The organism is Staphylococcus sp. Mo2-1 (assembly GCF_046721385.1).
Taxonomy (GTDB): Bacteria; Bacillota; Bacilli; order Staphylococcales; family Staphylococcaceae; genus Staphylococcus; species Staphylococcus equorum_A.
Window position 1 is genome coordinate 1,086,143 of the sequence record NZ_JBEUUK010000001.1, and the last position, 21,593, is coordinate 1,107,735.

At 31.5% G+C, this 21,593-nt stretch carries 22 protein-coding genes, 6 pseudogenes and 1 riboswitch; of the genes and pseudogenes, 3 read left to right on the forward strand and 25 right to left on the reverse strand.

What is annotated here, in order from left to right; genetic code table 11:
• Nucleotides 1-60 precede the first annotated feature (60 nt).
• The 9 genes and pseudogenes from ABLV95_RS05450 to ABLV95_RS05490 all read right to left on the reverse strand — a co-directional run bounded on the left by ABLV95_RS05450 (nt 61) and on the right by ABLV95_RS05490 (nt 7,231).
• On the reverse strand, nt 61-942 hold the full coding sequence (locus tag ABLV95_RS05450; protein ID WP_427704382.1) for a polyprenyl synthetase family protein: 882 nt from the start codon (nt 940-942) through the stop codon (nt 61-63).
• Entirely contained in the window at nt 932-1,168 is a 237-nt protein-coding gene (locus ABLV95_RS05455) for an exodeoxyribonuclease VII small subunit (protein WP_046465408.1), read from the reverse strand. Before ABLV95_RS05455 ends, ABLV95_RS05450 begins: the two co-directional genes overlap by 11 nt.
• Nucleotides 1,161-2,498 carry an exodeoxyribonuclease VII large subunit gene (xseA, locus tag ABLV95_RS05460; protein ID WP_460876581.1) on the reverse strand — a complete coding sequence of 446 codons (1,338 nt, stop codon included), beginning with the start codon at nt 2,496-2,498 and terminating at the stop codon, nt 1,161-1,163. Before xseA ends, ABLV95_RS05455 begins: the two co-directional genes overlap by 8 nt.
• A gap of 14 nt (nt 2,499-2,512) precedes the next feature.
• Nucleotides 2,513-2,899, reverse strand: coding sequence for a transcription antitermination factor NusB (gene nusB, locus ABLV95_RS05465; protein ID WP_427704378.1), 387 nt, complete (start codon nt 2,897-2,899; stop codon nt 2,513-2,515).
• 123 nt (nt 2,900-3,022) lie between these two features.
• The gene (locus ABLV95_RS05470) at nt 3,023-3,385 is read right to left on the reverse strand and encodes an Asp23/Gls24 family envelope stress response protein (protein WP_046465411.1); all 363 of its coding nucleotides are present in this window, start codon (nt 3,383-3,385) and stop codon (nt 3,023-3,025) included.
• A 12-nt stretch (nt 3,386-3,397) separates the two neighbouring features.
• Nucleotides 3,398-4,757 (reverse strand): annotated as a pseudogene (gene accC, locus ABLV95_RS05475) (acetyl-CoA carboxylase biotin carboxylase subunit).
• Nucleotides 4,757-5,230 (reverse strand): acetyl-CoA carboxylase biotin carboxyl carrier protein, encoded by a 474-nt coding sequence (gene accB / locus ABLV95_RS05480; protein WP_046465413.1) that lies wholly within the window; start codon nt 5,228-5,230, stop codon nt 4,757-4,759. Before accB ends, accC begins: the two are co-directional and overlap by 1 nt.
• Before the next feature lie 357 nt (nt 5,231-5,587).
• Nucleotides 5,588-6,145 carry an elongation factor P gene (efp, locus tag ABLV95_RS05485; protein ID WP_002507518.1) on the reverse strand — a complete coding sequence of 186 codons (558 nt, stop codon included), beginning with the start codon at nt 6,143-6,145 and terminating at the stop codon, nt 5,588-5,590.
• A 28-nt stretch (nt 6,146-6,173) separates the two neighbouring features.
• Nucleotides 6,174-7,231: pseudogene (locus ABLV95_RS05490) on the reverse strand (M24 family metallopeptidase).
• Nucleotides 7,232-7,334: 103 nt separating this feature from the next.
• Here ABLV95_RS05490 and ABLV95_RS05495 point away from each other — a divergent pair.
• Both ABLV95_RS05495 and ABLV95_RS05500 read left to right on the forward strand, forming a co-directional pair.
• Nucleotides 7,335-7,922, forward strand: coding sequence for a hypothetical protein (locus ABLV95_RS05495; protein ID WP_427704375.1), 588 nt, complete (start codon nt 7,335-7,337; stop codon nt 7,920-7,922).
• A 23-nt stretch (nt 7,923-7,945) separates the two neighbouring features.
• A complete protein-coding gene (locus tag ABLV95_RS05500; protein ID WP_460876583.1) occupies nt 7,946-8,164 on the forward strand; it encodes an SA1362 family protein in 219 nt (72 codons plus the stop codon).
• 122 nt (nt 8,165-8,286) lie between these two features.
• Here ABLV95_RS05500 and ABLV95_RS05505 read toward each other — a convergent pair whose 3' ends face one another.
• A complete protein-coding gene (locus ABLV95_RS05505; protein ID WP_427704374.1) occupies nt 8,287-9,117 on the reverse strand; it encodes a lipoate--protein ligase family protein in 831 nt (276 codons plus the stop codon).
• Between the two features lie 171 nt (nt 9,118-9,288).
• Between ABLV95_RS05505 and ABLV95_RS05510 the strand changes: the two are divergent.
• Nucleotides 9,289-9,677 (forward strand): annotated as a pseudogene (locus ABLV95_RS05510) (rhodanese-like domain-containing protein).
• Nucleotides 9,678-10,003: 326 nt separating this feature from the next.
• Here the strand turns inward: ABLV95_RS05510 and gcvPB are convergent.
• From gcvPB to ABLV95_RS05585, 15 genes and pseudogenes are all read right to left on the reverse strand, one after another.
• Nucleotides 10,004-11,483, reverse strand: a pseudogene (gene gcvPB, locus ABLV95_RS05515) (aminomethyl-transferring glycine dehydrogenase subunit GcvPB).
• Nucleotides 11,470-12,823 (reverse strand): annotated as a pseudogene (gene gcvPA, locus ABLV95_RS05520) (aminomethyl-transferring glycine dehydrogenase subunit GcvPA). Before gcvPA ends, gcvPB begins: the two co-directional pseudogenes overlap by 14 nt.
• 17 nt (nt 12,824-12,840) lie before the next feature.
• A complete protein-coding gene (gene gcvT / locus ABLV95_RS05525) occupies nt 12,841-13,932 on the reverse strand; it encodes a glycine cleavage system aminomethyltransferase GcvT (protein ID WP_460876585.1) in 1,092 nt (363 codons plus the stop codon).
• Between the two features lie 74 nt (nt 13,933-14,006).
• A riboswitch (glycine riboswitch) is annotated at nt 14,007-14,113 on the reverse strand.
• On the reverse strand, nt 14,110-14,625 hold the full coding sequence (locus ABLV95_RS05530) for a shikimate kinase (protein WP_427704366.1): 516 nt from the start codon (nt 14,623-14,625) through the stop codon (nt 14,110-14,112). (Overlaps the previous riboswitch by 4 nt.)
• A 164-nt stretch (nt 14,626-14,789) precedes the next feature.
• The gene (gene comGF / locus ABLV95_RS05535) at nt 14,790-15,233 is read right to left on the reverse strand and encodes a competence type IV pilus minor pilin ComGF (RefSeq protein WP_427704365.1); all 444 of its coding nucleotides are present in this window, start codon (nt 15,231-15,233) and stop codon (nt 14,790-14,792) included.
• On the reverse strand, nt 15,205-15,504 hold the full coding sequence (locus ABLV95_RS05540; RefSeq protein ID WP_427704363.1) for a hypothetical protein: 300 nt from the start codon (nt 15,502-15,504) through the stop codon (nt 15,205-15,207). The genes comGF and ABLV95_RS05540 overlap by 29 nt, the downstream gene beginning before the upstream one ends.
• Entirely contained in the window at nt 15,491-15,937 is a 447-nt protein-coding gene (gene comGD, locus ABLV95_RS05545) for a competence type IV pilus minor pilin ComGD (RefSeq protein ID WP_427704362.1), read from the reverse strand. Before comGD ends, ABLV95_RS05540 begins: the two co-directional genes overlap by 14 nt.
• Entirely contained in the window at nt 15,915-16,232 is a 318-nt protein-coding gene (comGC, locus tag ABLV95_RS05550) for a competence type IV pilus major pilin ComGC (RefSeq protein WP_427704361.1), read from the reverse strand. Before comGC ends, comGD begins: the two co-directional genes overlap by 23 nt.
• 24 nt (nt 16,233-16,256) lie before the next feature.
• The gene (locus ABLV95_RS05555) at nt 16,257-16,619 is read right to left on the reverse strand and encodes a type II secretion system F family protein (protein ID WP_460872679.1); all 363 of its coding nucleotides are present in this window, start codon (nt 16,617-16,619) and stop codon (nt 16,257-16,259) included.
• A gap of 100 nt (nt 16,620-16,719) precedes the next feature.
• Nucleotides 16,720-17,325, reverse strand: a complete 606-nt coding sequence (locus ABLV95_RS05560) for a hypothetical protein (protein ID WP_460876587.1) — start codon at nt 17,323-17,325, stop codon at nt 16,720-16,722.
• Nucleotides 17,297-18,271: a competence type IV pilus ATPase ComGA gene (gene comGA / locus ABLV95_RS05565; RefSeq protein ID WP_460876589.1), complete on the reverse strand. Its 975-nt coding sequence runs from the start codon at nt 18,269-18,271 to the stop codon at nt 17,297-17,299. The genes ABLV95_RS05560 and comGA overlap by 29 nt, the downstream gene beginning before the upstream one ends.
• Before the next feature lie 100 nt (nt 18,272-18,371).
• Nucleotides 18,372-18,995 carry an MBL fold metallo-hydrolase gene (locus ABLV95_RS05570; protein WP_046465428.1) on the reverse strand — a complete coding sequence of 208 codons (624 nt, stop codon included), beginning with the start codon at nt 18,993-18,995 and terminating at the stop codon, nt 18,372-18,374.
• A gap of 1 nt (nt 18,996) precedes the next feature.
• Entirely contained in the window at nt 18,997-19,320 is a 324-nt protein-coding gene (locus ABLV95_RS05575) for an MTH1187 family thiamine-binding protein (protein WP_046465429.1), read from the reverse strand.
• Nucleotides 19,320-20,308, reverse strand: a pseudogene (locus ABLV95_RS05580) (glucokinase). Before ABLV95_RS05580 ends, ABLV95_RS05575 begins: the two are co-directional and overlap by 1 nt.
• Before the next feature lie 510 nt (nt 20,309-20,818).
• Nucleotides 20,819-21,001, reverse strand: a complete 183-nt coding sequence (locus ABLV95_RS05585; RefSeq protein WP_460876591.1) for a CsbD family protein — start codon at nt 20,999-21,001, stop codon at nt 20,819-20,821.
• Nucleotides 21,002-21,593: the final 592 nt, after the last annotated feature.

Here is a 21,593-nt window from a genome sequence, read left to right on the forward strand (position 1 = left end):
ATTAACTGAACATTATTTAAAGATGGGAACCGTTATAAATAATTATCTAAAGCATCCTATTTATGATTCACGATTATTAAATAATTCAATAATACCTTCAAGATCTTGAGTATTATATGATTCCGGTAATTCATTTAAGCACTGATAAGCGGCATCAGCGTGAAACTTCAACTTATCTTCTGCACCAGTTTGTCCTAATAAAGATACGTAAGTGCTTTTATCATTTTCGATATCACTACCTACTGCTTTTCCTAATTTTGCTTCATCGCCATAGATATCTAGCAAATCATCTTTAATTTGAAACATTAAACCTAAATGTTCACTGTATGTTTCTAACAAATCTGCCACAGATTGTTCTGGTTCAGCAATATCAACTGCGGCCATAACTGCAAATTTAAGTAGCGCACCCGTTTTAGCGTTATGAATTTTTTCAAGTGTATTTAAATCTATTGATGAGCCTTCACTTTGCATATCTAAAGCTTGACCACCTACCATACCTAAGTGTCCGCTCGCATATGACAAACGCTTAACAAGCTTAATTTTAACAGTATCAGTTAGATTTGAGTCATTGGTAATGATTTCAAAAGCTTTGGTAAGTAGTGCATCTCCAGCAAGTATCGCTTTCCATTCACCAAAAACTTTATGATTTGTAAGTTTGCCTCTACGATAATCATCATTGTCTAACGGTGGCAAATCATCGTGAATTAATGAATATGTGTGGACTATTTCTAATCCTAAGGCAGATGATAATCCGGATTTATATTCATTTGATAACATATCTAAAGTTAATAATAATAAGACAGGTCTTATTCGTTTACCGCCTGCTTCTAAAGAATAACGCATACTCTCTTCTATATTAGTGTTGAGTGAAGACTCTGGAACTGTTGTAGATAACTTTTGATTAATTTCTTCTATTAAATTATTCATCTTGTTATTCTCCATCGTTATCAATCGTCTCCTCATTTTCAACATTTTCATCAGTCATGAGCTCATTAACTTTCTTTTCAGCATCTTTCAATGTTTCATCACAAGTTGCAGATAATTTCATACCACGTTGATATAAATTTAAAGATTCTTCTAATGATACATTTTCATTATCAAGTTTTTGAACGATGCCTTCGAGTTCTTTCATCATTTCTTCAAAACTTTGTGTATTACTATTACTCATCTTTACACCTTACTTTCTTAACTTGTGCATCAACAACGCCATCTTTCATTGTTAATACAATGTTATCATTTTCAGCTAAGTCATTCGTACTTGTTATTACATCATCATCTTTATTCACAATTGTATAGCCACGTAACATTGTGTTTGTTGGACTTAGATTATTTAAGCTTTCTAGTTTACTAGCAAGTTTATTTTGTTGATTGGTAATAAAATTATTCATGACTTTATTTAAATCTGTACGCTTTTGATTATTTGTTAATTGTTCTCTATTAATATTTTGTTTGAAATTTTTCAAGTTAAACTTATTAGTTAATAGTTGCAATTGTTGCTGTTCATTTTTAATTCTTAAATTCATTGATAGGCTTAACTGCTTTTCTAAATCATCACGTTTTTGAATTTGTTGGTCATATAACAAAGTTGGTGTTTGGAACTTGTAATATGAAGATACATGTTCCAAGTGTTTTCTTTGTTGTTGCATATGTTGTTTAATAAAACGAGTGAGTGAAAGGTTCGTTTGCTTTAAATATTGACGTAATTCATATTGATCTGGTGTTGCCATTACTGTTGCTTGTGTTGGTGTAGCGACACGTACATCAGCTACGAAGTCACTTAATGTAAAATCAGTTTCATGTCCAACAGCGGATATGATTGGTGTTTCACAAAAATATATTGCCTTTACTACATCTTCTTCGTTAAAGTTCCATAAATCTTCTATAGAACCACCACCACGACCTATGATAATTGTATCAACATTTAATTGATCAGCCTGTTGTATCTTTTCGACTATATCATTTTTAGCTTGTTCACCCTGTACTAAAGTATTAATTTGAACTTGCTCAGCTAGTGGATATCGACTATTTATCGTCGTATGAATATCTCTAATTGCCGCTCCAGTACCCGCAGTTAACACCGCTATTTTTTGGGGGAATTTAGGAATTAACTTTTTATGATTTTGATCAAAAAAACCATCTTTAGTTAATTTCTTTTTCAACTGTTCTAATTTTTGGTATAAATTACCTACCCCATCAATATGCATTTTATTAACATAGATTTGATAATTTCCTCTACGCTCATAAACAGAAACGCGTGCTTCTAGTAATACTTCGTCACCTTCTTTAGGATCAAAATCAATTTTAGAAGCATTGCCTTTAAACATCATTGCACTAATGACACTGTTTTTATCTTTCACATTAAAATAAAGATGACCACTGCTATGCTTTTTAAAGTTAGACAGTTCCCCTTTAATCAATACAGATTGTAAATGGGGATCTTGGTCAAATTTGTATTTAATATATTTAGTTAATGCGGAAACACTTAAATAGTCTGCCATTTTATATCACTCTTTTATTCAATATTGCTCAATACACCATTGATGAATTTATAATGATCATCATCGCTGAATTGTTTCGCTAATTCAACAGCTTCATTTATAATTACTTTTTGTGGCGTTGAACTATGTAACAATTCAAAAGTAGACATTCTTAAAATAATGCGATCTGTTTTCAATAAACGGTCTAGTGTCCAATCTTTTAAATATGGTTGGATTTTTTCATCTAAAATCGTTTCATGATCTTTTACTCCAGTTACTAACCAGTTGATAAAATCGAATTCTAAGTCTGGGTTTTCATCTGTAATAAAACTAATTGCTTCTTCAATTGTTAATTCGCTATTTTTCATTTCAAGTTGAAAAAGAGTTTGAAAGGCTTGTGTTCTGGATTCTTTTCGACTCATTATAAACTCCTTCAAGCATTGTATTTTTGTAAATCATTTGAGAAACGTAATAACAAATAGATTGAAATATTCGTTATTACATATCTACAAAATGTATTTAAAGTAAAATTTGCTTATATAATTTTAATTGGTTGGTTCAATATGTGTAATATGAACATTGATTTGGCTAGGTTCAATTGTAGTCATCGTTGTTACAGAATTAAAAATGGTACTTTGGATTGTTTTCGCTGTTTCTGAAATATTGATACCGTAAGACAATGAACAATAGACATCAATATAGATACCATCTTCTCTTGTATCAACTTTAACACCTTTGCTCAGTTGCTTTCTAGTAAATCTTTCAATACTACTATCCTTTAATTCTTTAAAATGACCTTGTATCCCTTTTATTTCAGCTGTTGCAATACTTGCTATAACTGTTAATACCTCAGGTGCAATTTCTATTTTTCCTAAATTGGAATGTGAGGTTTCTGATACTTTGACCATTTCACATACCTCCTATTTAGTTTGATCATCCATGATATTATATTTTTCAAGAAACTTAGTATTAAACTCTCCGCTTCTGAAAATTTCATTATTTAACAAACGAATATGGAATGGAATCGTAGTATCTATACCTAAAACGAGATACTCACTTAACGCGCGTATACCTGTCATAATCGTTTCTTCTCTAGTTGGCTCATGCACAATGAGCTTAGCAACCATAGAATCATAATATGGTGGAATCGTATAATTAGTATAACATGCTGATTCAATTCTTACGCCGAAGCCACCTGGTGCTAAATACTGGGTGATTTGACCAGGTGAAGGCATGAAGTTTTTATATGGATTTTCAGCATTGATACGGAATTCCATCGCATGACCTTCTATTTTGATATCTTTTTGTTTGAATGGCAATTTTTCGCCCATTGCAACTTTTAATTGTAATTTAACTAAATCTACACCTGTAACCATTTCTGTTACTGGGTGCTCAACTTGGATTCTTGTATTCATTTCCATGAAGTAAAAATCATTAGAATCTAAATCATATATAAATTCAATTGTACCTGCGTTTTCATAATTAACAGCTTTTGCTCGCTCTGACTGCGACGTTACCCATTTCTTGACGTTTCTCTTCAGATAAAATTGGAGATGGCGCTTCTTCAACAAGTTTTTGCATTCTACGTTGTATAGTACAATCGCGTTCACCTAAATGGACAACGTTACCAAAACTATCACCCATGATTTGAATCTCTATATGTCTGAAATTCTCAATGAATTTTTCGAGATATAGACCACCATTACCGAACGCAGTTTCCGCTTCTTGTTGTGTCATTTTAAAGCCAGTTTCCAATTCTTTTTCATCACGAGCCACACGGATACCTTTACCGCCACCGCCAGCAGTTGCTTTAATAATAACTGGATAACCAATTTTATCGGCAATGCCTTTTGCATCGTCGATATCCTTTACAAGACCTTCGCTGCCTGGGACAACAGGCACTTCCGCGCGTTTCATTTCTTCTTTAGCAACGTCTTTAATACCCATCTTTTGGATAGATTCGTAACTTGGTCCAATGAATTTCAGTTGGCAGGCCTCGCATAGTTCAGCGAAATCACCATTTTCCGCTAAAAATCCGTAGCCAGGATGTATACCGTCACAACCTGTTGATGTTGCGATAGATAAAATGTTTGGGATATTTAAATAAGAATCTTTAGATTGTGTTGGGCCAACGCAATATGCTTCATCAGCAATTTGAGTATGTAAAGCGTCTTTATCTCCTTCAGAGTATATAGCCACAGTTTGTAATCCTAAATCGTGACATGCACGAATGATTCTTACCGCAATCTCTCCTCTATTTGCAATTAATATTTTATTCATTATTTCACCTTGAATAACGGTTGGCCATACTCTACCATTTGACCGTCTTCTACTAGAATTTCAGCAATTTCTCCAGTTACTTCAGCTTGTATTTCATTAAACAATTTCATTGCTTCTAAGATACACACTGTTGATTCGTTTGTAACTGAATCTCCAACTTGTACATATGCACTTTCTTCAGGTGATGGTGATTTATAAAATGTCCCTACCATTGGCGCATTAATTGTTTGTAAGTTGTCTTCCACTGCGTTTGTATTTACTTCCTCTGAACTTTGCGTGTTTACAGGAGCTGACATTACACCTTGTTGCGGTGAAACTTGTTGCATTGGTTGTTGTGAAATTTGAGGTGTAATGATTTCAGTTTCTTTTTCTTTTTTTAAATTAACAACGTTGCCTTTATCTTCTATATTGATTTCAGTCAAGCTAGATTGATCAAGAATTTCTATTAATTCTTTAATTTCTTTAAAATTCATAAGTACTGACTCCTTCAGATTGTTTTCATTTACCTAGTTTATTTTACTTTAGTGAAATGTTCAATTCAAGCATATACATGCTTTCAATAATAAAGTGTTTATTCTTTATAAAGTTCTATATAGATATAATTTAATGATAATTCTATTTATTATAACGTTTTTTTAATGGAATGGGGCCATGTTATTGTAATTAATTGATATAAAGTTTAAATTCTTTTGAATAATACTACTATAACAGTCGTTTGTTTATTATAAAATGAAAAAATAAAATAACCTTTCCAACGTTTCGTGAATTGGAAAGGTTATTAATAAATATGGCTAAACTAAAAATAATAAATATGATTATTTTTATAAGTGTTAACCTCTTGAAATATAACTACCATCGCCTGTGTTAATTATAAGTGTGTCGCCTTCATTTACAAATAACGGCACATTTAGTGTATAACCAGTTTCTACTGTAGCTGATTTTGTTGCTCCGTTAGCAGTATCACCTTTTATACCAGGTTCTGTTTCTGTTACTGTAAGTTCAACAGTTTTTGGCAATTCAACGCCAAGTGTTTCACTTTCGTAAGTTTGAATTTGAACTTCCATATTAGCTTTTAAGAAATTCAATTCATTTTCTAAATAATCGGCTGCTAATTCTGTTTGCTCAAAAGTTTGATTATCCATGAAAACATGTGTATCACCATCTGCATATAAATACTGCATGCGGTGATTTTCAATCATAGCAGTTTCGACTTTTTCGCCGCCTCTGAATGTTTTCTCCTGAATAGCACCAGTTCTTAAATTACGTAATTTTGAACGCACAAATGCAGATCCTTTACCTGGTTTTACGTGTTGGAAATCTAATACTTTCCATATACCATTATCTACTGCAATTGTTAAGCCTGTCTTAAAATCATTAACCGAAATCATTCAGTTTCCTCCTCAATTATAAGGTCTTCTATAAAATAATAAGGTTTTTAGCGCATTTAGTAAAGCATTCACAACCATTTTCTGTAATTAAAACGTCATCTTCAATGCGAACGCCACCTAATCCGTCTAAATAAATACCAGGTTCAATTGTAACACAGTTATTTATCTCTAATTTAGCTTCTGATTTTCTAGATAGATTGGGTCCTTCGTGTACATCTAACCCTATCCCATGTCCAAGGGAATGACCAAACGCATCACCATATCCTTGTCCAGTAATATAATCTCTAGCGATAGCATCTAAAGCTTTGCCTGTAACACCTTGTTTAGCGGCTTCAATGCCTTTAATATTAGCTTCTAAGACAATATTGTATATTTCTTTGAGTTTAGGATCTGGTTCACCTATAGCAAACGTACGTGTGATATCAGAAGAATAACCTTTATAATATGCACCGAAATCTAAAGTAATCAGTTCACCTTGATTAATAACTTTTTCACTTGCGACACCGTGTGGCAACGCACCTCTGACACCTGAGGCAACAATTGTATCAAATGAAGTACCTTCTGAGCCTAGTTCTAACATTTTACTTTCTAATTTAGCTTTTAATTGCTGTTCAGTCATACCGCTTTTGCAACAGTTAAGATATACTCATACGTCTCATCAACAATTTCAGCAGCTTTTTGAATAAGTTTAATTTCGCTATCATCTTTTACTTCTCTGATTTTTTCAATTAAACCAGAAACACTGATTAAGCTAATGTAGGATTTGCTTAATTGTAAGTATGTATCATAGCTGACTAAATCACCTTCAAAGCCTACATTCTGGACGTTTAACTTTTCCAATTGTGCTTTCACTTCTTCTATGAGACCACCTTTTTGTTTAATGATCTCAAATTGAGTAGCTTGGGAAGTTGCTTGCTCTATGTACCTAAAGTCTGTAATCAATAAGTTTTTATCTTTTGTAATAACAAGCGCGCCACTTGTACCTGTGAATCCTGATAAATACCTTCTATTAAAATCGGTTAATACAACAATCGCTTCCAAATGTTTTGTTTCTAAGGCAGAATTCAGTTTTTCTATTCTAGTCATCTGTCTTCCTCCTATTCAATAAATTTGTACATTTTCTTTTTATACATTAAAATGATAGCATAATTATTATGTGAATATATAGTTTTTGAATTAGGAGAGAGTTATGAAGAAAAAAATTATAGCTATATTAAGTGCTTCATGTTTACTAGTAGGTTGTGGTAGTCAAAATTTAGGTCCTTTAGAAGAAAAGACCACACAACTTCGTGATGAAAATCATAAATTAAAAAGTAATATTCAAGAATTAGAACAAACTATCGACAAAGAAAAAACAAACGTTGCTTCACTTAAGAAAGACAAAGAAAACATTAAACAGGCTAAAAACAATAAAAAGAAAGTAACAAATTTAAAAGCATCATCTAAATATTATCAAAATATAGCAAAAGCAGTTGATCAATATAATGATATTGAAAGTGATGTAACAAAAAATAAAAATGATAAAAAGATTCTTGGTAAGTTGACTGACATAACGAATAAAATCGATTCTGCGCACACTACATATGAAAATGATATTGATAAAGATAAAATGAGTGATGAAGATAAGAGTAAAAAGAAAAACATCACTAAATTAAATAAAGACCTTAGTTCAGCAATAAATGACATTAGAGATGGTTATAGCGAGAAAGATAAGAAGAAACTTAAAAAAGGACAAAAAGCCCTATCAACCATTAGTATCGATAATAAACAGAGTTAACAACTAAATAGGAGTGTTATAAATTGAAACGAGCAATATTTTATATAATAATCGCAATCGCGACAATTGGGTTAATCCTCAATTTAGATTCGTTTATATTCAGTTTTGTTAGTATGGCAATTAGTTTTGCTGTATTTGCGGGGATTATATATGCGATATATTACTTCTTCTTTTTAACAGAAGATCAACGAAAGTATAAACGCGCACAAAGAAAATATAAAAGACGCAATAGAAAAAAATAATTTTATTGCGCTATCTTACTCTTAAAACTTTTATTTAAATCTATCTAACTTTATATGTAACAAAAAATGTGAGGATACAGTCATTAAAGACTGTATCCTCACATTTTTTGATTTCGATAATTTTATTTACGATAATTCCATTCGTCAGCTTTATATTTTTCAATAAGTTTATTCACTTCTTCTTGTTGTTTATGCGTTAAGTTTAGTGGTTTAAAATCAATATTCAACCCTTTCTTGAAACCTATTTCAAAAGCCTCTTCCATTTCGGGTATTGTAATATGTCGGTCTGAAATATCATTAATCGCCACTGCTTTTTCTACGAAAGATTGTTTCATTTTATCTTTTAAACGCTCGTTTTTAAAAATGAACATATCGAATAAATCATCAATGTCGACGTCTTGTAACAATGAACCATGTTGTAAAATGACGCCTTTTTGACGTATCTGCGCACTACCCGCTATTTTACGCCCTTCTACAACTAACTCATACCAACTAGGAGCATCAAAACATACAGCGCTTCTTGGTTGTTTTAATTTCTCACGTTCTTCTTTTGAACGAGGGATTGAAAAGGATGCTTCGAAGCCTAAAGCCTGAAACCCTTCTAACAAACCTTCAGATATCACTCTGTATGCCTCTGTTACGGTCGAGGGCATCTCCGGATGAGATTCTGGTACAATAACACTATATGTAAGTTCTTTGTCATGTAGCACGCCTCTGCCACCTGTTTGACGTCTGACTAAACCATATCCCTTTTCTTGTACTTTTTCTATATCTATTTCTTTAGTCAGTCTTTGGAAATAACCAACAGATAATGTTGCTGGATTCCACGTGTAAAATCTAATAACTGGATCAATTTCTCCCCTAGAAACAAAATTAAGCAGCGCTTCGTCCATTGCCATATTGAAATATGGATCGTTACTTCCTGTATTTATAAAATTCCAAGATTCAGTCACACTAAAAACCCCAATCAATAAATTAAATTGTTTTAATATTCATTTTATGTTATCGTTTGCACTAATTGTCTAAGTTTGTCAGCATTATCCAATAAATTAAATAAAAAATTTTGATAAATTGTGCTAACAGTCTTATAATATATAATATCGGTTAATTAGGGAGGATGCAAGATGAGTAATTTTTGGTTTATACCTTTAGCGAGCATTAATAATAATCATCGCTTACATGCTAATCAATTATCTTCTTAACAAGAGAGCAGTCACTGAATTAAACCAAAATGAATTCCATAATGGTTTGCGTAAAGCTCAAGTTATTGATGTAAGAGAAAAAGTGGATTATGATTACGGACACATTAACGGTGCACGCAACATTCCAATTACAACGTTTAAGCAAAGATATCAGGGATTGAGAACTGATCAACCTATTTATCTATGTGATGCAAATGGCATTGCGGGTTATCGTGCTTGCTAAAATATTGAGAAAGAATGGTTATAAAGATATCTACATGTTAAAAGGTGGATATAAAAAGTGGACTGGTAAGATTAAGTCGAAAAAATAAATGTATAAATAAGTATTGTGTTTATAAAACTTGATTTACATTAGCTTAACTCTACATACTCATTTTTATAGCGGATTATTGACCTTAATGGGTGAATAATTCGCTATTTTTAATATCTACAAATGTATCCAAAAATTTAGTCGCGGTTTCCTTACTGGATTTATTGCTTTTTAAAATAACTATGGTTATTTGATATAAGATACTTTGACATAATGAAACGATTTTGATTAATCATAAGAATTTAATATAAAAAAGTACTACTCCGATTATAATTTCAACGGAGTAGTACTTTTATTATGAGCATGAGTATTCATTACTCAAAAATTTTATTCTTTTTCTGAACGTAGATTTTCAAATTTCAATACTGGATGACGTGCGGCTTTCGTTTCATCCAATCTATCTATAATTGTAGTATGAGGTGCTTCCAATACTTTGTCTGGATCTTCTTTAGCTTCATTAGCTATTTCAATCATTTTATCACAGAAATAATCTAAAGTTTCTTTTGACTCAGTTTCTGTCGGTTCAATCATCATACCTTCATCCACGTTAAGTGGGAAATAAATTGTAGGTGGATGAACACCGAAGTCTAGCAAACGTTTAGCCATATCTAATGTACGCACACCGTGTTCTTTTTGTTTAGAACCACTTAGCACAAATTCGTGTTTACAATATTGTTCATATGGTATTTCAAAGTGGTCTTTTAATCGAGCCTTAATATAGTTAGCATTTAACACAGCAGACTTCTGAAACTTCTTCAAGACCTTTATTACCCATCGTACGAATGTAAGTATATGCTCTTAAATAAATTCCAAAGTTACCGTAGAACGGTTTAACGCGACCGATTGAATTTTCAATATCATTATCATATTTATATTCGTTATCTTCTTTAATAACCATAGGTTTTGGTAAGAAACTAGCTAGTTCTTTCTTAACACCTACTGGACCTGAACCTGGTCCACCGCCACCGTGAGGACCTGTGAATGTTTTGTGTAAGTTTAAGTGTACAGCGTCAAATCCCATATCACCTGGTCTTACTTTATCCATAATTGCATTTAAATTTGCACCATCGTAGTATAATAGGCCGCCTGCTTCATGAACGATATTTCTGATGTCCATAATATTCTTTTCAAAAATCCCTAAAGTATTAGGATTAGTTAGCATAATTGCTGCCGTTTTTTCATTAACTAAACGTTTCAAATCATCAATATCAACTTCACCGCGCTCATTTGATTTAACAGTAACTGCTTTGAATCCTGCAAATGCAGCTGAAGCTGGATTGGTACCATGAGCCGAATCAGGAACAATAACTTCGTCACGGTGACCTTCGCCATTTTTTTGATGATAGGCTTTGAAAATCATTAATGCTGTCCATTCACCATGTGCACCCGCAGCTGGTTGTAATGTAACTTCATCCATACCTGTAATTTCTTTTAACTCTTCTTGTAGGCTATGAATAATTTCTAATGAGCCTTGTACTTGTGATTCATCTTGTAATGGATGTGATTCTGCAAATCCTGGTATTCTTGCAATTTTTTCATTAATTTTAGGATTATATTTCATCGTACATGAGCCTAATGGATAAAATCCTGAATCAACGCCAAAGTTTTTGTTTGAGAGTTCGGTATAATGGCGAACCAAATTTAATTCTGCAACTTCTGGTAATTCTGCTTTATTTTTTCTGATGAATTTATCATCTAATAATTTATCTACAGCACCATTATCAATTTCTTTCTGAGGTAACGAGTATGCATAACGATCCTTTTTAGAACGTTCAAAAATTAGTGGACTAGATTTACTTACTACCATTTAATTCACCCGCTTTCTTAACAAATGTGTCTATTTCATCTTTCATTCTTAATTCTGTTACCGCAACTAACATATGATTATTAAAGTCTTCAGAAGCTTCACTTAAGTCAAATCCTCCGATAATTCCTTCTTCAATTAAAGCATCATTAACTTCTTTAACTGGTTTGTCGAATTTAACTACAAACTCATTAAAAGATGTGCCATTAGCAACTTCAAAACCAGACTTGTTTGAATTGATCTTTTGCATAGTTAGCATTTTCAAAGTTTCGTACCGCGATATCATAAATACCTTGTTTACCTAAAGCTGACATACAAATTGAGGAAGCCAAAGCATTTAATGCTTGGTTTGAACATATATTTGATGTCGCTTTATCACGACGAATATGTTGTTCACGTGCTTGTAAAGTCAATACAAAACCACGATTGCCATCTCCATCTTCGGTTTGTCCTACCAAACGGCCAGGTATTTTTCTCATTAATTTTTTAGTTGTTGCGAAGAACCCACAATGAGGCCCACCAAATTGTGCGGGTATACCAAATGGTTGTGTATCTCCGACAACTATGTCTGCTCCGAAACTACCTGGAGGTGTTAATAAACCTAATGCAAGCGGGTTTGCGTATACAATCATTAAAGCCTTTTTGTCTTCAATAAATGAATTGATTTTTTCTAAATCTTCAACAGAACCATAGAAGTTTGGATATTGTACAGCAACAGTTGCTGTATCATCATCAACCGTTGCTTCAAGCTTATCTAAATCTGTAATCGTGCCATCTAAATCAACTTCAACGATTTCAAATTCTTCACGTGTTTTAACATAAGTTCTTAATACCTGTAAAGCTTGATAATGTAGTCCTTTTGATACAACAACTTTGTTTTTACGTGTTTGGTTGAAAGCTAAAATACATGCTTCTGCAAAACTTGTAATACCATCATACATTGACGAGTTTGCTATATCCATATCAGTTAATTCACAAATTAACGTTTGAAATTCGAAAATCGCTTGTAATTCACCTTGAGAAATTTCTGGTTGATAAGGTGTATAAGCAGTATAAAATTCTGAACGTGAAATCATTGAATCAACAACAGCTGGAGCATAGTGATCATATACCCCTGCACCTAAAAATGATGAATGCGTTTCTTTGGTGATATTTTTGTTTGCGATTCTGCTCAATCGCTTACTTAATGTTGTTTCTGATTCAGCATCAGGTATAGCTAATTCTCTTCCCAGTAAAATATCTTTTGGAACGTCTCCAAAAAGTTCTTTAATAGAATTAGCTCCAATAGTATCTAACATTTCCTTTTTATCTTGCTCTGTTAATGGAATATAACGATGACTCATAGTAACACCCCTTTGGATTATTTAGTAATTTGGTTTTTCTTAACAATTTTAGCCTTAAGTTGCCTTTTTCTAACTTGTACAATCACTTCTTTACCCATTTCAAAAGCATCGCGATTGATTAAAGCTAACCCAATTGATTTACCACTTAATGGTGACTGTGTACCAGAAGTGATTTCACCAATTTCATGGCCATCTAAATCATAGACTGTGTAACCAGTTCTTGGAATGCCTTTGTCTATCATTTCTATACCTACAGTTCTGCGTTTAGAACCATTTTCTTTTTGATCTTTTAGTACACTTTTGCCAATAAAGTCAGCTTCTATCAATGGTTTTGCGGCAAATGCGATACCAGCTTCATATGGTGTTATAGACTCTGTTAAGTCTTGACCATGTAGCGGCAGTCCAGCTTCAAGTCTTAATGTGTCTCTTGCACCTAGTCCACAAGGTTGTACATCGAATTCAAGAATTTTTTCCCACAAGTCAGGTGTATCTTCTGCATTACAATAAATTTCGAAGCCATCTTCACCTGTATAACCTGACTGTGAAAGGATTACATTCTTTCCAAAGAATTCAACGTTTTGTTTAAAATCAAAAGGTTTCATTTCTGCTACGTCAACGTTAACATGTTGTTTAACCAAATCACGTGCTTTCGGGCCTTGAATTGCTAATTGACCATAGTCATTTGATGCATTAATTACTTCTGCATCAAAATTTATAGCATTTTCTTTCATCCATTCAAAATCTTTATCTGTATTTCCAGCATTTACTACTAATAGATAAACTTTTTCATCTAATTTATAAGTAATTAAATCATCAATAATCCCACCATTTTCATTACATAGCGCGGTATATTGAGCTTTAGTAGTAGTTAAGTTTTCAATATCATTTGAAAGAAGATATTGTACTAATTTATCTGCTTCAGAACCTTTAATAATAATTTCTCCCATATGACTTACATCAAACAAGCCAATTTCAGTTCTTACTGCATTATGTTCTTCTTTTATACTTGAAAACTGAACTGGCATTGCCCGACCACCAAATTCCACAATTTTAGCCCCGCTATCAACAAAATTTTGGTAAAGCGGTGTATGTTTAAGTTCGTTAGACATGAAGAAACCTCCTAAAAATTTTATAAAAAAAACAGAGTAGACTAATCTACCCTGTTTATGACACTCCAGGAATGCGTCACAGTATTATCCTTTTGCCTGAGAGTTTCGTTAAACTTGCACCTTCGGCGATGGTCTAATGTTATATATAATATAACCTGCCATTCTCTCTAATACTGGTCATTCGCATGTTAACTCTTTCTTGATTTCTTTGTGTAAATCTGAAAGAGAATTACTACTATTCACTTTTATGAATGCGATTTCATTATATCTTGAAACCCTAGATGAATACAAGCTTTTTAAATCAAAAAGTGATTTATTATTAGCATTTGGTCTATTGTTATCATTCTTGATTCTATTGTAAACAATTGTCAAATCACAATCTAACCAAATAATTTTGGTTTGTTGTTTTAAAAAGTCAAATGACTTATCACTTTCTATAATGCCACCACCAGTAGAAATGATATCAAAACGATCCATACACTGTTTTAAATACTTATATTCTAGTGCTCGAAAACCACTTTCACCTAGTTGTTTAAAAATATTAGGAATTGTTTTGTTCTCTTGTTGAACGATATAGGCATCTAAATCGACATAAGTGAGGTGTTCAGCTTTAGCAAGATATTTACCTAAAGTTGTTTTGCCAGTACCCATAAATCCTATAAGGATTATTGGCTCTAAATTGTTATTTTTCAAAAATATCTTCCTTTTTTATAAATAAGTTAATTTGCTTTTCATAATAAGCTTCAATATTATCTAACGTTTTTAGCTGAACGCTAAATTGGAACGTGTAGTTTGTTATTAAAGATAAATATAGCATAAATATGACCATCACAAAAGGATATATATAGCCCGATATATTAAAAAAGTATTTGTTTTTCAAATGTCTTATCCTTATCAAATATTTTCAAGTTAACAAGTAAAGATTTATTTTTTAGTATTCGAAATTTTATCGCCTTTACGTTATTAAGTATTGTGATATTTCCCTTTCCATTAATAGACTTAATAATTTTATTATTTTTAAAGTTATAAGATATAAGTTTATTTTCCTCTTTAATCAAAAGTTGAGTCTCTTTTGATTTATCTATGATTATATTTGCCTTTTTATTCATTAAGTCTTGAGTTAAATCTCTCGCAAATAATTCACTTTCTACATTTAGATGATCATTTGCTAGAAAACCCAAGGCTGTAGTCGATTTAAATATTCCAGGAATTATAGTTAGTAACAATACAGTTATCATTAATGCAAAAAGCATCTCGATATAAGTGAAAGCACTAATCTTTTTTATAATAGCAAATTTCATTTTTTGTTTCCTTTTTTATTATACAAATTTTATTCGCTTTGAGAGTTAAACTATAGCCATCCAAAATCAAACCTTTTTTCAATTCAGATTTGCTGTAGTTATGCATTGAAAGAAGTAGGATTCTTTTCATTTCTATTTCTGATAATTTTTCTTTTGTAGATTGATTTAATTGTAATAACATTGGTAAAAATAATACACAGATCGTAGTGATAATTGAGAAAGAAATAATAGCATCTAAAAATAAAGAAGCAGTGACATTATATTTTTTCAAATCTCATCCTTCCTTTTTCAATATGGAAAACAATTTTATATAAACGGTTATTTCTTGATAGGTAAAGTGTTCCAAATTTATTAGTATCACCATTTTTATCAAAGGTTAAATAATTCACATTTGTTCTAGGATGAATATAAGTATTATGAGTTAACTTTATAGGAGGATTTTCATGTTGGGGTTCTCTAACAATAATTTTTGATGAAAAAGTGTTGAATATTAAAGTAATTGGTTTATTATCTTTAATTGCTTTAGATTTTAAATAGTTAAATTGCATAATAAGATTCGTCATAGAATGATTATTTGATTGGAATGAGGAATCATTTAAAGAGATGTGTCTTACTTGCAAAAATAATAACAAACTTACTATACCTAAAACCAATAGCATTTCTATATAAGTAAATGCCTTACTAGTTAGCAACTGCTTCACCATTATTTATTGAAATCGTGGAACCAGTTTTACAATGCTTTTGACTTTCATTAATATATCCTTCTGATACAAGATCATCAATTGATGTTGGCTTTTTATTGTATTTTAATGAATAAGCTTCAATTTGGCTGTCTACCATTTTTAGTTGAGCTTCACAACCAGTAGATTGTATATGTGATGACTGTTTTGCAATGTTAGGCAGGATTAAGATAAGCAATAAACTTATGATTAATAAAACAAGCAACATTTCAATAAGTGTAAACGCTTCTTTATTAAACTGTTTTTTAAGGTTTTTCAAAAAGTGTATATACCCCTTTCCTTTTCATTTTATTGTTTGCATTAAATCAAACATTGGTAACATAATAACGAGATATAAAGATACGATGAGAAAAGCTAATAATGTGAATATACAAGGTTGAATGAATTTTATGAGTTGTTGCAAATAACGTTCTATTTGTGCAATGACTATCTCGCTATATAATTTTAATTCTATTTCAACTCTACCTTTTTTCTCACCTTCTTCTATAAATTCTGTTAATCCTTTTTCAAAACAAGCGATGCTAGTTAAAATTTCACTGAGTGTTAATCCATTTTGTGTTCCGCGTGTTATTTGATCAGCTAAAAATTTTAAATATTTATCATTCTGTTGTTGAGCATAAATCCCCACTATTTTTTGTAAGTTCACACCATTTTTATAAAACAATGAGAATTCAGAGGCAATTCGATACGTTTTATAAAGTTTGAAAAATTTACGTATGATAGGTACTACTAAAACAAACTTATGTTTATCGTTGTATTGATAAAGTATTGTAATAAAGGATAAAGGCTATTGAAGTAATGAATAGAAATATAATGAGGTAAGTAATGAAGGTAGGAAAATAAACAATAAATGTCGATAAAAATAGTTGTAAAGTCGATATTTGGACATCCATATTGTTATATAAATTTTGAAATTCTGGAATAATAGTGTGATTTAGAACGATTAACATTGTTATAAAGATTGTTAATAATAGTAAAGGATATTGAAGTGTTTTAAATAACGCTTTTTTAGCATTATAATTTCTCGATAAATAATCATGTGCATGCGCTAAACTCATAGGTAAATCACTAAATAGCTCTGAGAAATAAATAAGCATCACAACAGGTTGCGGGTATTTTAATATGTGAAGTATTTGATGACAGTTTGCACCATTTTTTAATTCTTCTTCAATTAATGCGGTTACTTTAGGTGATTTAACTTTAATATGTTTTAATAAAAAGCTAAAGGCTTCAGAAAGTGTGAATCCATGTTCTAGTAAATCTTTTAATCTTATTAAAAGTTCTATTTGATTTTTCTCGGTTATTATCTTATATTTAGGTGTTTTAAATATAGCGATCAACTGTTTCTTCACATATCACACCTTCTTTAGACATTTGGTTTAAATGAAAGGATAAATTATGAAAATGCTTCGGTAATGTGTAATCATTATTAAAAAAATAACTTATATCATGTTGCAGTAACTGTTCATAAATCAATTTTCTTTCACTGTTATAAGTTGTAATCAGTCTTTGGTTTAATACACTCAAAATAGATTGATTAATTTCTTGTTTGGTTATGCCCATTTCTAATAATCTTAATAACGCTCCCTTACAATTGTTAGCATGTATTGTAGTAAGTACCAAGTGACCACTTAAACTTGCTTGTATTACATATTTTGCTATTGTAGAATCTCTAACTTCACCAATAAGTATAATGTCTGGATCACACCTTAGTATCGCTTTAAAAGAACTCTCATAATTAATACCTGCTTTTTCATTGATAGAAACTTGAGTAATACCCTCAACTAACTGTTCCACCGGATCTTCCACTGTTATGATATTTAAGCCTAACTTTTCTTTTGCATACATAACCATATGATACATTAACGTGCTTTTACCAGATCCAGTTGGACCACTAAACAATATTAAACCTTGCTTTTTATTCATTAATGTATACAATTTTTCAATATTATGGGAGATACTTTGCTTTTGAAAGTATTGAGGAATGATTCTAACGACACAACTTTCATTACCGAGAGACAATGGTAACGTTGAGATTCTTAAATAAAATATTTGTTTTAGTTTATATATGTATCTTCCACTTTGTGCCGAATTATGTTTTGATACATCTAATCCGACTTGATATTTCATATAAGTAAGCAGTTTTCTATAAACATGTATCTGAATCGACTCAATAAAGGTTAGATCATCCTGAATTCTAAATTTGATATGCACTTCCTTTTCAGAAGGTATAAAGTGTATATCAGTAGCATTGCTCTGAATTGCTTTCTCAAGTATGTTATTAAATAATAACTTCAAAAAATCACCTCCTACTTATAAACACGTAGGAGGTGATAGAATTACTTTACTTATTTTATTTTTCAATCTTTTTTATAATCTTAATTGATATGACGATATATTAACCGTGTAGATATGGGTTTAATTGCTCATCCTCTACTGTAGTGTGCGGCCCATGACCTGGGAATAATGGTAAATCATCGTCTAGTTTGAACAATTTATCTAATATTGAATTAACTAAAGTTTCATAATCACCTTTATATAAATCAGTTCTGCCTATACCTTGATTGAATAATGTATCACCAACAACTGCAAATTCATTAAAGACGAATGACAAACTACCTGGAGAATGTCCTGGTGTGTGAAGGACTTCGAAATTAAAGTCAGCGATTTGCATTTTACCTTCTTTAAGTTCTATTGGTGTTGCTTTGCTTTTTATAATTGGCATGCCATATTGTTTGAACTTTTCAGAACCATTTTTTTCTGTATTTGTTAAAAAATCAAATTCTGATTTATGCATATAAACTGGCACATCATATTTTTTTACAATATCATCTAAAGCACCAATATGATCAAAATGTGCATGTGTTAACAATACCGCTTTTAGTGATTTATTAATTTGATTTAGTTTTTTAATAATTAACTCGCTATCACTAGCAGGATCTACTAAAATGACTTGCTTATCATTTTCAATAAAATATGCATTTGTATCAACTAAACCTAAACTTAAACTCGAAATCCTCACCCTAGTTGCCTCCATTTTCCAAATGATTTTGGACAGCTTTCACTTTATCATTCATTTTGCGAGACTTATCACGACGATCATCAATCCTTATATTCGTACAGACACGGTCTAAGCCTTTATCAAAAGGTAATTCATGAATTGCTTGAACAACCTCAAATAAATCTTTTAAGTCACCTTCGATTAAAGTGTTCATAGGAGTCAATTGATAATCTATTTTGCCTTGCGCTTTAAATTCTTTTAATTTTGTTTGTATTTCTGCAATATATTTACTAACACTCGGACCATCTGTACCAACTGGTATAACAACTACATCAACAATAGCCATTATTTAACACCATCCTTTTCAATTATATAAGTATAAATTAACCCGGTTTGCTCCGGTAATACCGAGCATCATTTCCAAGTTGTGCTTGAACGATTTCTGTACCTTGTTGTGCGGGTGTAAATGTTAAATTATGATACTCTGTTTTAATATTTTCAATTAATATCAAACCAGCTGTGGACATGCCACCACCTAAAACAATATATTTAGGATTACTTGTAACGCTAATAATACTACATAGGTAGGCAATATAATTTGCTACACGTTCAGTAATGAAAATACAGAATTGATCTCCAGCCTTAGCCGCATCGAATACTGCTTTTGCACTTACTTCATTATCTTTAATTAACTGCAAGATTGATGATTTAAACGTTAATTTAGGATAATAAAAATTGACTAAATTAACTACACCGGTTGCAGAGGCTACGGTTTCAATACAACCTGACTTGCCGCAATTACAACGGAAACGCTGATCATGATCTACTCTAAAGTGTCCAATCTCTGCGCCAGAACCGTTATGACCGTGTACAATCTCTCCATTAGAAATAATACCGCCACCTAATCCGGTTCCCAGTGTTATAGCCACAACATCATCTGAGCCATTTCCAGCGCCTTTATGTTTTTCACCTAAGGCCGCAACGTTCGCATCATTATCAACGTAAACTGGACAATCTACAAATTGTTGGAATATATGTCGTACATTAACACTTTCAGTCCAATATAAATTAACTGCTCCATTTACTTCGCCTGTTTCGAAATTCACTGGACCAGGGACACCTATGCCGACACCAATGACGTTTGAAAAAGCATATTCAGATTCATCTATGTAATTTACGAAAGAATCATAAACTTTTTTTAGTAGTAAATAGCCAGTAGCATCAGACGTATCAGTATCAATTGACCATTTTGCTAAGCGATCAAGATTTTCGTCAAAAGCACCTAATTTACATGTTGTTCCACCAATATCTGCTGCTAATATGATTTTATTCATTAATTTATTCATCCTTCTCTATTTTTTTGAAAGGGTTTGCTATCTTTCACTGTAGTTCAAAAATGCTTATATATCAAGGGTTTTGGAGATTTTACACCAATATATAATTTATGTTTTTTTACCGTTTTTAAAATAACCCGCCCTTTTTGCCCTTAAAATATTACAAGATATTTCCTTATATACATTTTAATCTTAATCAATTCTCAATTGCAATTATAACGAACAAAACTTATCTCTCTAAATAAGACTTCCTAATATATATTTCATATAAACAAAGTAGTTGCTAATGTGCATTTCCATTCGTATATAACCTTTTACAAAATAACTATCTTCTATTGCTCAATATGAGTCTTTCTTTCATATTCTAATACTATATTTGTTAAATCTCATACGTTGATTTAGCGTTGTAGTAAATCTATGCAAGAACTTTAACATAACAAAGAGGTAGACACTTAAAGTGACTACCTCTTTGTTAAATGTATGACAAGTACAATTCATATTAATCAAAAATTATTTTTTGAATTTATCAACGATATCATTAACTTTATCTTTTGCATTTTCTGCGACTTCTTTGACCTTACCAGAAGCTTTATCTTCTTTACCTTCTTTTTCTAACTCATCATTTCCAATTGCGTTTCCGACCGTTTCTTTCACATTACCTTTAAATTGATCAAATTTACTTTCGTCTGCCATGAGACGCACCTCCATTAAATAATTTAACCAAACATCACTACTATTATAATATTATTTTATCTTATTTCCTGCAACTAATTTAAATGAAAATAGTAGGCACAATGTACTGTACTACCTTATAAATTGTAACAAGGGCAACATACATAGGTGCAACACCAATATGTCTGAAGTATTTGTCATATTATAAGTTACAATCCATGGTACGCCTACCACTTACTATTAATAAAATAGCTCATTAACGGTTGAGCCGCGAAGACCTTATATTGAATCATCTGATTTTTTAAGGAGAGAATCGGAATGTCGACAGAAAAAATTCAAGTATAAACAAGACGATATAAAATATCGCTATTACGTGAAACTTAAAGCCCCATACGTAGACAAATGGCAACACATGAGTATTGTTTTAAATAAAAATACTAAAGCCTCTCAAAAAGAGGATGTGTTGAAATTAGGAATACGTAAGAAGTTACATTATCTACATTCAACCCACTTATATTAATTCACTTGTAGAAACGCACATTTCACTTTAAACATTATGGAACGTGTTGGGTTTGCGGACGAAATACAACGTCATAAATATATACTTCTATTT